Raw genomic sequence first — 12765 nt, 5'->3', positions numbered from 1 at the left:
CCTTCGGGCAGCGGCCGTCGCCCGGCCTCCCGGTGGACCACCGGGGCCCGGCCCGCGACCGCGACGCGGCGGCCGCCCGGGAGGAGCCGACCGTGCCGCACACCGAGACCTCCGTGCCGCCCACCGCGCCCGGCGCCGCCGACCCCGCCGGCGGGTCGGGGCGCCCGGAGCGCCGCCCCCGCTACGTCTACGACTTCGCCGAAGGCGACCGCTGGATGGCGGACCTGCTCGGGGGGAAGGGCGCCAACCTGGCGGAGATGACCCGGCTCGGGCTGCCCGTGCCGCCGGGGTTCACCATCACCACCGAGGCGTGCCGCTCCTACCTGCGCACCGGACGGGAACCGGAGACCCTCCGCGAGGAGATCGCGGACCACCTCGCCGCGCTGGAGCGGCGGATGGGCCGCCGGCTCGGCCGCGGCGAGGACCCACTGCTGGTGTCGGTGCGCTCCGGTGCTCGCGTCTCCATGCCGGGGATGATGGAGACCGTGCTCGACGTCGGCCTCTCCGACACCTCGGTGCGCGCCCTCGCAGGCCAGGCGGGCGACGACCGCTTCGCCTGGGACTCCTACCGCCGCCTCATCCAGATGTTCGGCCGCACCGTCCTCGGGATCGACGGCTCCCACTTCGACGCCGCGCTGGCCGCCGCGCGCCGTGAGGAGGGCGTCGACACCGACGCCGACCTGCCCGCCGACCGGCTGCGGGCGCTGGTGGAGGAGTTCAAGCGCGTCACCCGCGACCGCGGCGGACGGGAGTTCCCGCAGGACCCCCGGGAGCAGCTCGCCCTCGCGGTGGACGCCGTCTTCGACTCCTGGAACACCGACCGGGCCCGGCGCTACCGGCGGCAGGAGCACATCCCCGACGACCTGGGGACCGCCGTGTCGGTGTGCGCCATGGTCTTCGGCAACCTGGGCCCCGACTCCGGCACCGGGGTCGCCTTCACCCGGGACCCGGCCACCGGACGGCCCGGCGTCTACGGGGACTACCTCCGCAACGCGCAGGGCGAGGACGTCGTCGCCGGCTACCGCAACACGGTGCCGCTGGCGGAGCTGGAACGGATCGACCCCGACTCCCACCGCCGGCTCACCGGGATCATGGCGACCCTGGAGCAGCACTACCTCGACCTCTGCGACATCGAGTTCACCATCGAGCGCGGGACGCTCTGGATGCTCCAGACCCGGGTCGGCAAACGGACCGCCGCGGCCGCCTTCCGGATCGCTGCGGAGTTCGCCGAGCGGGGCGTCATCGACGACGACGAGGCGCTGCGACGGGTCGACGGCGCGCAGCTGGCGCAGCTGATGTTCCCGCACTTCGACCCGGCCCACCGCGGTGAGCCGGCGGCACGCGGAATCCCGGCCTCGCCGGGCGCGGCCGTGGGAGCGGCGGTCTTCGACTCCGCGCGGGCCGCGGCGCGGGCCGCGCGCGGCGAACGCGTCGTCCTGGTGCGGCAGGAGACCAACCCGGACGACCTGGACGGCATGCTCGCCGCCGAGGGCGTCCTCACCTCCCGCGGCGGCAAGACCTCCCACGCCGCGGTCGTGGCCCGCGGCATGGGGCGCACCTGTGTCTGCGGTGCCGACACGGTCGCGGTCGACGAGGCTGCGCGCCGGGCGGTGCTGCCCGGCGGCGCCGTCGTGGAGGAGGGCGACGTGATCTCGGTGGACGGCACGGACGGATCCGTCCACCTCGGGGAGGTGCCGGTGGTGCCGTCCACGGTGGTCGAGTACTTCGAGAACGGCGGCGTGGTTCGGGACGGGGACACCGGCGGCACGGGGCCGGCGGGTGACGGCGCCCTGGTGCGCGCCGTCGACCGGCTGCTGCGGCACGCGGACCGCCGCCGGGTGCTGGGCGTGCGGGCCAACGCCGACACCGGCGGCGACGCCCGCCGCGCCGCGCGGTTCGGCGCCGAGGGCGTCGGGCTGTGCCGCACCGAGCACATGTTCCTCGGTGAGCGGCGCCGCCTGGTGGAGCGGCTGGTCCTGGCGGGGACCGACCGGGAGCGGGAGGAGGTGCTGGCCGAGCTGCTGCCGTTGCAGCGCGCCGATGTCACCGACCTGCTGACGGCCGTGGACGGCCGCCCGGTCACGGTGCGGCTGCTGGACCCGCCGCTGCACGAGTTCCTGCCCGACCTCACCGAACTCTCCGTGCGGGTGGCGCTGGGCGGGGACGGGGAGGGGGACGACGCCCGGCTGCTGCGGGCGGTCCGGCGACTCCACGAGCAGAACCCGATGCTGGGCCTGCGCGGGGTGCGGCTCGGGCTGGTGGTGCCCGGGCTGTTCGCGATGCAGGTCCGCGCGGTCGCGGAGGCCGCCGCGGACCTCCGCGCCGCCGGGGGCGACCCCCGGCCGGAGATCATGGTGCCGCTGGTGGCCACCGTGCGGGAGCTGGAGATCGTCCGGGAGGAGGCGGAGCGGGTCGTCGCCGACGTCGCGGCGCACCGCGGCCCGGTCCCGACGGTGCCGGTCGGCACCATGATCGAGCTGCCCCGTGCGGCGCTGACCGCCGGGGAGATCGCGGGCGCCGCCGACTTCTTCTCCTTCGGCACCAACGACCTGACACAGACCGTCTGGGGGTTCTCCCGGGACGATGTGGAGGGCAGCTTCTTCGGCGGCTACCTGGAACGCGGCGTTCTGCCCGCCTCGCCGTTCGAGACGATCGATCCCGCGGGCGTGGGCACCCTGGTGCGGACCGCGGCCCGCACCGGCCGCGCCACCTCCCCGGACCTCGGGCTCGGGGTGTGCGGCGAGCACGGCGGCGACCCGGCGTCGGTGCGGTTCTTCCACGAGGCCGGCCTGGACTACGTCTCCTGCTCGCCGTTCCGGGTTCCGGTGGCACGGCTGGAGGCCGGGCGGGCCGCCGTCGGCGGCCGCTGACGGCGGCCGGACGCGGCGGACGCGTCGGGAGGGGGCCGGGCGGGGAGGGTCCCGCCCGGGGTGGACGCCGAGCTCAGCGCAGGTGGCGGGTCTGGCGGGCCATGAGGGCGCTGACCGCGTCGATGCTGTCGCCTTGGCCGTAGTCGTCGGCGATGCGGTTGGGGCGGGTGAAACCGCAGGAGGTGCAGCGGTGTACCACTGCCAGGCCCTTGCCGCGCGGCTGGTCGACCCGCTCGGGCCGCATCAGCCCCCGGCACTCGCTGGCGCGGTCCCCGGGGTGCTCGTCCACGTGCTTGGACCACAGGCAGTGGGGGCAGTGGTTGCGGTAGCTGCCGTTCCGCAGCGGCGTCACCGGACGCGCGCAGTTCTCGCAGGTGAAGCCCTGGTTCTGGGCGGCTCGGCGGTCGATGGCGGATGCTCCCGTCCGGTGGGGCCGGCCCCGGGCGCGGCCCGGCCGGTCAGATGCGGTCGAAGGGCGCAGCGTACCGGAACCCGCCGCGCAGCCGCGGCGTCCAGGTGGCCAGCGGCCGCACCTGGAAGTAGTCGCCCCACGCCGGTTCCGGCGGGCTGATCCGGTACTCGGTGGCGGCCCGGAAGCCGAACCGGCCGTAGTAGCGCGGGCTGCCGAGCAGCGCCACCAGCGGCTCGCCGCGCGCCTCGGCCGCGCCGAGCACCGCGTGGACCAGCGCCTGGCCGATGCCGCGCCGCTGGTGGGCGGGGTGGACGCTCAGCGGGCCCAGTCCGACGGCCGGTGCGCCGTCGACGGTGCCGCGGGTGCAGACCACGTGTCCGCTGACCTGCCCGCCGTCGGTGACGGCCACCAGGGACAGTTCGGGGATCCAGCCGCGGTCGTCACGCAGCCGGGCCAGCAGGGTGGTCTCGACGGGCTCGGGATTCTCCGGCGAGGTGAACGCCGCCGTCGTCACGTGCTGGACGGACGGGATGTCGGAGGGGATCTCGCGTCGGATGAGCATCGGGACATTCTGCGTCGCACACCCCCTGCCGACAACGGGGTTTCACGGCGTGTCGCAGGTCCGGGGGCGGAGCGCGGCCCCCGGTCCGGCGCGGCCGGTGGGGCGGCACCGCGGCGCCGCCCCACCGACCGCGGCGGGTCACCCGCCGCTGACCTCGACCGGGCAGAGCAGCGTGCGCTCGTACCCGACACGGCGCTCCTCGCCGGTGAGGCGCAGCGGGAGGGTGTGCCGCACATCCGTGCTGGAGGCGGCCAGCCGCAGTTCCAGTGCGCCGGGTTCGACGATCCGTTCGGTCGCTCCCAGCGGGTAGGACGCCAGGTCCGGGTGGAACCGGAACCGGACCTCGGCGCTCTCCCCGGCCGCGAGCGGCACCCGGGCGTAGCCGACGAGGCGGATCACCGGGCGCACCGTGCGGGCCACCGGGTCGTGGAGGTACAGCTGCACCACCTCGGTGCCCTCCCGATCGCCGGTGTTGCGGACGCGTACCCGGGCCTCGACCGCCGTGTCGGTCGCGGTCTCCTGCGCCGACAGGGCGGCGTCCTCCCACGCGAACGTGGTGTAGGACAGGCCGTGGCCGAAGGGGTACAGCGGCGTCGGGTCCAGCGAGGTGGCGCCGCCGGCCTGGGCGAGCGGCGCGGCGAGGTAGCTCTGCGGCTGCCCGCCGCGGTGGCGCGGTACGCCCACCGGGAGCCGTCCGGAGGGGTTGACCCGTCCGGAGAGCACTCCGGCGACCGCGGCGCCGCCCTCCTGGCCCGGGAAGAACGCCTGCACCACGGCGGCGAGCCGGTCGGCCCACCGCCCCAGGGCGTAGGGGCGGCCGCCGAGCACGATCAGCACCACCGGGATGCCGGGCCCCTCCGTCGCGGCGAGCGCCGCGTCGATGATCTCGCCCTGCCCGTCGGGGAGTTCGAGCTCCGCGACGTCGCAGCCCTCGCCGGAGGTGCCGCGGCCGAAGAGCCCCGACCGGTCACCCACCACCACCAGGGCGAGGTCGGAGCCGGAGACGGTGGCGAAGACCGCCTCGGTCCCGGCACCGGGCCGGGCGTCGGCGCCGGGCAGGTCGACCGAGGTGGTGGGGGAGTCCACCGAGTCGCTGGGCGCGTCGGAGATCGGTCCGCCACCCGCCGCGGCGACCGCGGTGGAGTGCACGAAACGGCTGCCGGGCAGCTCGCGGCAGAGCGCCTGGAGCAGCGTCGGCACCTCGACGCCGAGCGGGAGCCCCGGGTGCTCGGTGCCGACGTGCCGGGGGAAGGTGTAGCAGCCGAGCATCGCCGCCGGGTCGTCCGCCAGCGGGCCGAGGACGGCGATCTGCCGGTGCCGGCCCAGCGGGAGGACCTCGTCGCGGGAGGCCAGCAGCACCACCGACTCCTCGGCGAGGCGGCGGGCGACGTCGCGCAGCTCGGGCGGGTCGAGGTCGACCGTGGCGGGCGCCGAGGCGTCCTGCCGCAGCACGGGCGGCTCCGGGGACCAGTCGGGGTCGAGCAGCCCCAGTTCCGCCTTCTGCGTCAGCACCCTCAGCGCCGCGCGGTCCACCAGCTCCCCGGCGACCTCGCCGGAGTCCACCAGTTCCGCGAGCGCGTCGCCGTAGCAGCGCACCGCGGGGAGTTCGACGTCCACCCCGGCGGCGAGCGCCAGGGCCCCGGCCCGGCCGGGGGAGTCGGCCACGCCGTGGGACAGCTCCAGGAACGAGATCCCGAAGTAGTCCGCCACCACCGTGCCGGTGAACCCCCACTCCTCGCGGAGCAGTTGCGTCAGCAGGCCGTGGTGGGCGGCGGCCGGCACCCCGTCCAGGTCGTTGTAGGCGTGCATCACCGAGCGGGCGCCGCCCTCGCGCAGCGCGGTCTCGAACGGCGGGAGGTAGACCTCCGCCAGTTCGCGGGGGCCGACCGCCACCGGCGCGTGGTTGCGGGCGCCGCGCGACCCCGAGTACCCGGCGAAGTGCTTGAGCGTGGCGACGATGCCCGCCGACTCCAGCCCCCGCACGTAGGCGGCGCCGATGGTCCCCACCAGGTAGGGGTCCTCGCCGATGGTCTCCTCGGTCCGGCCCCACCGCGCGTCGCGGGTCACGTCCAGCACGGGGGCCAGCCCCTGGTGGATGCCGACCGAGCGCAGCGAGGCGCCCACCAGGGAGGCGGCCTCCTCGACCAGCTCCGGGTCGAACGCGGCGCCCCACGCGAGCGGGGTCGGCAGGATGGTGGCGCCCCAGGCGGTGAAGCCGGTGAGGCACTCCTCGTGGGCCATGGCCGGGACGGCGAAGCGGTTGGCCTCCCGGATGCGGCGCTGCGCGTCGCGCAGCGCCGCGGCGCCCTCGTCCGCCTTGACGGGCTGGGTCCCGAACGGGCGGGTGAGCTGGCCCAGTCCGTGGCGGAGCAGGCCCTGGTCGTCGATGTCCTGCGCCAGTTGGCGCTGGGACGGCGCCACCTCCTGCCCGTCGGCGCCGGTGGCGGAACCGGGCCAGATCGAGACGAGCTGTCCGATCCGCTCCTGGAGCGTCATGCGCTCCAGGAGGTCGGCCGCGCGTTCGGCGGCGGGGAGGGAGGTGTCCTGCCAGGGGTCGGTCATGTGGCTCCTTCGAGGTCCGTGTGTCACTGACCGCGGGTCATCGTCCGCCGACCCCCATCAGCCCGTTCACCAGTTGGCGCCGGGCCAGGAGGTAGGCGGCGAAGATGGGGACGACGGACAGCACGACGGCGGCGAGGAGCGCGGGTACGTCGACCCGGAACTCGCCCACGTAGTCGTACAGTCCGAGGGTGAGGACCCGGGTGTCCCGGGACTGGGTGAGGAGGAACGGGAAGAGGAACCCGTTCCACGCCTGGAGTGCGGAGAAGACGCCGACGGTGGCGATGCCCGCGCGGGACATGGGGACCGTCAGGTTCAGCAGGGTCCGCAGGGGGCCTGCGCCGTCCAGGGCCATCGACTCGTACGTCTCCTCGTCGATGTCCCGCATGGTGCCGACCAGGATCAGCACCCCGACGGGCAGCGCGAACGCCGCCGTCGGGAGGATCACCGCGGCCAGGGTGTCGTAGAAGTTCAGCTCGGTGATGATCAGGTAGACGGGGATGATGACGGCCTGGGAGGGGATGGCCAGTCCCAGCAGGAAGAGCTGGAACACCCGGCGGGAGGCCGCGTTGCGGGTCCGCACCACCGAGTAGGCGACCGTCACCGCCAGCACCACGACCAGCGCGGCGCAGGCGGCCGTCACCACCACCGTGTTGAACAGGTAGGTCAGGAAGTCGCCCGCCAGCACCCTGCGGTAGCTCTCCACCGAGGGCGCGGTGGGCAGCGCGAGCGCGCCGCGTTCGAGGTAGTCCTCCCGGGTCCGGAGCGTCGCCGACACCAGGATGTAGAGCGGGATGAGGACGATCGCCAGCCAGAGCGCGGCACCGGCACCGGCCGGGATGTTGGCGCGTCGCCACAGCGGCCGGTGCCGGCTCGGCGGTGGGGCCGTGGCGGGGGGCACAGTCTTCACATCCCCTCCCGGGTCGATCGCATGCGGCCGAAGCCGGTGAGGCGAACCATCAGCAGCGAAACGCCGGTTGCGACGACCACCAGGGAGGTGGCGACGGCGCTGGCGTAGCCGAGGTCGAAGGCACGGAAACCCGTCTCGTACATCAGGTAGGGCACGATCGTCGTGGCGGACCCGGGCCCGCCGCCGGTCAGGATCAGTACCGTCTCGAAGTAGGTGAGCGACCCCACCACCATCAGCACCGAGGAGGTCACCGCCGTGTTCCGCAGCTGCGGAAGGGTGACGGCGAAGAACTGCCGGACGGTGCCGGCGCCGTCGATCGAGGCGGCGTCGTACAGCGACCGGGGGATCTGCCGGGCGCCGCCCTGGTAGAGCAGGGCGTGGAACGGGATGAACTGCCAGGCGGCGACGAACGCGACGGCGAGCAGCGCGCCGCGTTGCGAGCCCAGCACGTTGGCGTCGCCCAGCTCCAGCCATCGCGCCACGTCCGCTGCGAGGCCGAAGTTGGGGTCGAGGATCGACCGCCACACCAGGGCCAGCGCCACGGAGGAGGCGAGCAGCGGCAGGAAGAACACCGCGGACAGCACGGCGCGGGAGCGCTGGTGGCCGGCGGACCAGACGCCGAGCAGCAGCGCCACCGGGGTCTGGAACGCCCAGCTCAGCAGGGTGAGCAGCAGGCTCAGCCGCAGCGCCCGGTGCATGGCCGGGTCCGACCAGAGGCGGGACCAGTTCTCCGTTCCGCTCCAGGCCGGCGCGGAGAGGCCGTCCCAGCTGGTGAAGGAGAGCCAGGCGACGAGGACCATGGGGGCCGCGGCGAAGAGGCCGAAGAACAGCAGGCCGGGGACGGCCCACAGCACGCCGGGGCGGCCGGTGTCCCGCGCCCGCCGCCGCCCGGCCACGGGGGCGGGCGACGACGGGTGCGGGGACTCGGCCCGCCGGGCGGAGGCGGGTATCGGGGGCGGGGCGGACACTTAGGAGACGCCCCGCAGGGTGTCGGCGAACTCCTGTGCGGTGAGGCCGCCGCTGAACAGGTCGTCGACGGCGTTCATCATCTCCGTCGCGGCCCGGTTGGGAAGTGCCTGGTCCCAGGACTGGGTGAACGCCGAGGCCTCGGTGATGAGGTCGTACTGGAAGCGGGCGAACTCCGGGTCCGGGTGGTCGTCGAGCCGGTCGTCCACGCCGGCGGTGCCGGGGATGTCCCCGTTGGTGACCAAGGCCGAGAGGTAGTCGTCGTCCGTGGTGTGCTTCAGGAACTCCAGCGCGGCGTCTAGGCGTTCGCCCTCCAGCTCGGAGTTGACCGACCAGTAGTTGTTGGGGTTGCCGACGATGGCGGACGCGTCGCCCGCTCCGTCGCTGAACACCGGGAAGGTGCTGTACCCCAGCCGCTCCCGGGCGAACTCCTCGGCGTTCGCCAGCTGGCTGCCGTACTCCCAGCTGCCCATGAGGTGCATGGCCGCCCTGCCCTGGGCGAAGTAGGTCGAGACGCCGTCGTTGGTGTAGGCGTTGGAGAGGAAGGTCGAGCCGAAGGCCCCGTCGTCGATCAGGTCCAGCGCCGTCTGCGCGGCGGCCTCGACGGCCGGGTCGCCCCACGCCTCCGCCTCGCCGGTCTCGATCCGCTGCCACACCTCCGGTCCGCCGATCCGGTCCAGCAGGTACTCCAGCCACATCAGCGAGGTCCAGGCGTCGGCGCCGCCGAGCGCCACCGGGGTGATGTCCTCCTCCTGGAAGACCTCGATCAGCTCCGTCATCTCCTCCCAGGTGGTGGGGGGTTCGGCGCCGACCTGCTCGAACAGCTCCGTGTTGTAGAAGAGGATCACGGGCTGCACGCCGCGCATCGGCACCCCGTAGACGCCGCCGTCGACCTCCGCCGCGGCGAGGACCGTGGGGACGAAGGCGTCCCGCAGCTCCTCCGTCTCGGCGAGGGTGTCGGTGAGGTCGACCAGCATGTCCTGCTGGACGAAGTCGCTGATGGAGCCGCTGCCCCAGTTGAAGAAGATGTCGGGCGCGTTGGGCGTGCCCATCGCGGTGCGCATCCGCTCCTGGTAGTTGGCGCCCGGTATCTCGACCAGTTCGAGCTGGACGTCGGAGGTCTCGTTGAAGCGTTCCACGGCCTCGGCCTGGATGTGCGTCGAGGCGTCCTGGTAGGTCCACACCTCCAGGGTCTGTGCTCGGGAGGGGCCGCCGCTGCCGCAGGCGGCGAGGGTGCCGGCCAGCAGGACGGCGCCGGCGAGCGTGGCCGCCGGGGTTCGCAGCCGCGGGTGGAGGTCGAATGGCATCGCAGGGCACCTTCCGGAAGTTCGCCGATAATTCTCGGTGCTGGTGCGGAAGAAACGTAGGGCCGGGCGACGGGGCCGTCAACGGGTCGGGACGAGCCATCTGACGGCGGGTCGGGTCGCCGCTGGTGGGGCGGGTGCGCGAATTTCGGCGGCCGGGCGCCGCGGCGGTCCGGCGACCCCCGGAGCACGGTCCCACGGGCATGCCGAGGCCCCCTGCGGCGCGGCGGCGGGAGGGGGCGGGGTGGCGGCCTGCGGTGGCCGGCGGGTGCGGGGCGGAAGCGGGTGGGGTGCGGAAGCGGGTGGGGTGCGGAAGGTGGGGCGGCGGTCAGCGGGTCAGTCGGCGGGCGGCGCGGTGCTGGCGCGGACCACCAGTTCGGTGGCCAGCTCCAGCCGGGGCGAGTCGGGGGCCTCGCCCCGGGCCTGGCCCAGGACGGTGCGGGCCGCCATCTTCCCCATCTCGGCGAGCGGTTGGCGCACCGTCGTCAGCGGCGGGGACGCCCACCGCATCTCCGGGAGGTCGTCGAAGCCCACGACGCTCATGTCCTGCGGCACGCGCAACCCGCGCTGGCGCAGCGCCTCGATCGCACCCAGCGCCATCTGGTCGCTGGAGGCGAAGACGGCCGTCGGCCGTTCCGGCAGCTCCAGGAGGCGGTTGCAGCCGGCGAAGCCGGCCGCGTGGTAGAAGTCCCCGGGGACGGTCAGCTCCTCGGTCACCGGCACCCCGGCGGCGGCCAGCGCCGCCCGGTGCCCGTCCATCCGGGCCCGGCTGCACAGCAGCCGGGGCGGACCGGCGATGAAGCCGATGCGGCGGTGCCCGAGCCCGAGCAGGTGCTCGGTGGCGGCCAGTCCACCCGCCCAGTTGGTGGCGCCGATCGTCGGGGCGTCCAGCGTGGGGGAGCCGGCCGGGTCGACCGCGACGATCGGCACGCCGAGCCGGTGCAACTCGTCGTGCAGCAGCGGCTCCAGGACGGAGGTCACCAGGATCACGCCGTCCGAGGTGCGGGCGCGGAGGTTCCGCATCCACTGGCGGGCCGGGCCGGCGCGGTCGTGGATGGCGGAGACGACCACGCCGACACCCGCCTCGTGGGCGACCTCCTCCACGCCGCGGATGATCTCCACCGCCCAGGGGCTGTCGAGGTCGTTGAAGACCAGGTCGAGCAGGGCGGCCCGGTCACCGCCGCTGCCGGTGCGGCGCCGGTAGCCGTGGCGCCGCAGCAGTTCCTCCACCCGGGCCCGGGTCTGCGGGGCCACGTCGGAGCGGCCGTTGACGACCCGGGAGACGGTGGGAACCGAGACACCCGCCTCTCGTGCGATGGCGGTGATGGTCACCCGGCTGCCGTCGCGGCCCCCGTTGCCGGTCGCGTCGATGTCGCTGGTCACGCCTCTCCCGCCCGTCCGCCGATCGCTTCGGTGATCGCATTCTCCCCCGGTCCGGCCGGTGGCCGGAAGAGTAGCCCTGGAACTCCGGAAGTCTTTCAACTCTATTCCGGAAGGCTTGACGGACACCAGAGCGCCCTCTAGACGAAAGAGGCAGCACCGGGTGGTCCGGGGCCCGTTCCGCACCGCCGCACCGCCGCACCGCCGCACCGCCGCACCGCCGCACCGCCGCACCGCCGCACCGCCGCACCGCACCCCACACGAACCACGAGCCGCGGGCGCACGCCCGCCCGCGGAGACGAAAGGGGACACGCCATGCGCCTGGCACGCAGAGCCGCCGTCGCCATCGCCGCCGGCACCCTCCTCACCGGCCTCGCCGTCCACGGCACGGCCACTGCCACGGCCCCGCACGCCGGAAGTCCGCCCGACACCCTCACGGTGACCGACCCCGCCCAGGCGGACACCCTCCGGGAGGCCGCGGCCTCGCAGGGACGGTTCATCGGCACCGCGCTCAACGACGCCCTGCTCGGTGATCCCGCCTACACCGCCATCGCCGGTGGCGAGTTCAGCTCCGTCACCGCCGAGAACGCCATGAAGTGGGGGTCGCTGGAACCGAACCGGGGCCAGTACAACTGGGCCGGAGCCGACCGCCTGGTGGAGTTCGCCGCCGCCCACGACCAGCAGGTGTACGGGCACACCCTGGTCTGGCACAGCCAACTCCCCGGCTGGGTGGAGAACGGCGGGTTCGCCCCCGCCGAGCTCCGGCAGATCGTCGACGACCACATCGCGACGGTCGCGGGCCGGTACGCGGGCAGCATCGACCGCTGGGACGTCCTCAACGAGGTGTTCAACGAGGACGGCACGTTCCGCGACTCCGTCTTCTACCGCGCCTTCGGCGACCGGTACATCGCGGACGCGTTCCGTGCCGCGCACGCCGCGGACCCCGAGGCGAAGCTCTTCATCAACGACTACAACACCGACGGGATCAACGCCAAGAGCGACGGCATGTACCGGCTCGTCTCCTCGCTGCTGGCCGAGGGGGTCCCCGTCCACGGCGTGGGGTTCCAGTCGCACATGATCCTCGGCCAGATGCCTTCGAGCTACCGGGCCAACCTCCAGCGCTTCGCCGACCTGGGGCTGGAGGTCGCCGTCACCGAGCTGGACATCCGGATGAACACCCCCGCGGACCCCGCGCGGCTCGACCGGCAGGCCGACCAGTACCGGCAGGTCGTCGGCGACTGCCTGGCGGTGAGTCGCTGCTCGGGCGTGACGGTCTGGGGCATCAGCGACCGGGACTCCTGGATTCCCGACGTCTTCCCGGGCGAGGGCGCGGCCAACCTGTACGACGACGCCTACCGGCCCAAGCCCGCCTACTGGGCGGTGCTCGACGCGTTCGGCGGCGCGCCCGGCCCCGATCCGACCGACCCGGACCCGACCGATCCCGGCGCACCGGCAAGCTGCACCGCCGCCTACCGCGTCGTGAACTCCTGGAGCGGCGGGTCCGTCGTCGAGGTCTCCGTCACCACCGCGACCGCGCTCGACGGTTGGCAGGCTCGGTTCGCCCTGCCGGCCGGCGCCCGCGTCACCAACGGCTGGAACGCCGTCTTCGCCGCCGCCGGCGGCGCCGTGACCGCCTCCCACGTCGACCACAACCGGGTCGTCCCGGCGGGCGGCACGGTCAGCTTCGGCTTCCAGGCCGACACCGGCGCCCACGCGACGCCGGCCGTGGCGCTCAACGGCGCGGAGTGCGCCCGGAGCTGACCTTCGGACCGCCGGCCCGCACCACCCCCGCGGGCCGGCGG

The 12765-nt window shown here is 74.4% G+C and carries 9 protein-coding genes; 2 read left to right on the top strand and 7 right to left on the bottom strand.

Translation table 11 applies throughout. The features are described 5' to 3' along the window. The first annotated feature begins 215 nt into the window (after positions 1-215). Positions 216-2870, top strand: coding sequence for a pyruvate, phosphate dikinase (ppdK, locus tag HCN52_RS15440; RefSeq protein ID WP_168089025.1), 2655 nt, complete (start codon positions 216-218; stop codon positions 2868-2870). 73 nt (positions 2871-2943) lie between these two features. On the opposite strand, the gene HCN52_RS15435 is transcribed toward ppdK, so the two are convergent. The 7 genes from HCN52_RS15435 to HCN52_RS15405 form a co-directional block, all read right to left on the bottom strand. Continuing rightward, positions 2944-3279 (bottom strand): RNHCP domain-containing protein, encoded by a 336-nt coding sequence (locus HCN52_RS15435; RefSeq protein WP_168089024.1) that lies wholly within the window; start codon positions 3277-3279, stop codon positions 2944-2946. A gap of 49 nt (positions 3280-3328) precedes the next feature. Then, positions 3329-3844: a GNAT family N-acetyltransferase gene (locus HCN52_RS15430; RefSeq protein ID WP_168089021.1), complete on the bottom strand. Its 516-nt coding sequence runs from the start codon at positions 3842-3844 to the stop codon at positions 3329-3331. A 138-nt stretch (positions 3845-3982) separates the two neighbouring features. Continuing rightward, a complete protein-coding gene (locus HCN52_RS15425) occupies positions 3983-6406 on the bottom strand; it encodes a glycoside hydrolase family 3 N-terminal domain-containing protein (protein ID WP_168089020.1) in 2424 nt (807 codons plus the stop codon). Between the two features lie 37 nt (positions 6407-6443). After that, the gene (locus HCN52_RS15420; RefSeq protein ID WP_168089019.1) at positions 6444-7313 is read right to left on the bottom strand and encodes a carbohydrate ABC transporter permease; all 870 of its coding nucleotides are present in this window, start codon (positions 7311-7313) and stop codon (positions 6444-6446) included. Continuing rightward, entirely contained in the window at positions 7310-8209 is a 900-nt protein-coding gene (locus HCN52_RS15415; RefSeq protein ID WP_168089023.1) for a carbohydrate ABC transporter permease, read from the bottom strand. The genes HCN52_RS15420 and HCN52_RS15415 overlap by 4 nt, the downstream gene beginning before the upstream one ends. 72 nt (positions 8210-8281) lie before the next feature. Next, positions 8282-9586, bottom strand: coding sequence for an ABC transporter substrate-binding protein (locus HCN52_RS15410; RefSeq protein ID WP_168089018.1), 1305 nt, complete (start codon positions 9584-9586; stop codon positions 8282-8284). 333 nt (positions 9587-9919) lie between these two features. After that, positions 9920-10966 carry a LacI family DNA-binding transcriptional regulator gene (locus tag HCN52_RS15405; protein ID WP_312876715.1) on the bottom strand — a complete coding sequence of 349 codons (1047 nt, stop codon included), beginning with the start codon at positions 10964-10966 and terminating at the stop codon, positions 9920-9922. 312 nt (positions 10967-11278) lie between these two features. On the opposite strand from HCN52_RS15405, the gene HCN52_RS15400 reads away from it, so the two are divergent. Continuing rightward, positions 11279-12724: an endo-1,4-beta-xylanase gene (locus HCN52_RS15400; protein WP_168089017.1), complete on the top strand. Its 1446-nt coding sequence runs from the start codon at positions 11279-11281 to the stop codon at positions 12722-12724. Positions 12725-12765 lie beyond the last annotated feature (41 nt).

Origin of the sequence: Streptomyces bohaiensis (assembly GCF_012033785.1) — a bacterium.
GTDB classification, from domain to species: Bacteria; Actinomycetota; Actinomycetes; order Streptomycetales; family Streptomycetaceae; genus Streptomyces; species Streptomyces bohaiensis.
Note: the sequence above shows the minus strand (reverse complement) of the source record. Positions and strands in the feature narration are given on the sequence as shown.

What these genes read in the sequence shown, in the direction of transcription:
- HCN52_RS15425 (WP_168089020.1), bottom strand. Translation starts at nt 6,406, where the DNA reads ATGACCGACCCCTGGCAGGACACCTCCCTCCCCGCCGCCGAACGCGCG.
- HCN52_RS15410 (WP_168089018.1), bottom strand. Translation starts at nt 9,586, where the DNA reads ATGCCATTCGACCTCCACCCGCGGCTGCGAACCCCGGCGGCCACGCTC.
- HCN52_RS15430 (WP_168089021.1), bottom strand. Translation starts at nt 3,844, where the DNA reads ATGCTCATCCGACGCGAGATCCCCTCCGACATCCCGTCCGTCCAGCAC.
- ppdK (WP_168089025.1), top strand. Translation starts at nt 216, where the DNA reads ATGGCGGACCTGCTCGGGGGGAAGGGCGCCAACCTGGCGGAGATGACC.
- HCN52_RS15400 (WP_168089017.1), top strand. Translation starts at nt 11,279, where the DNA reads ATGCGCCTGGCACGCAGAGCCGCCGTCGCCATCGCCGCCGGCACCCTC.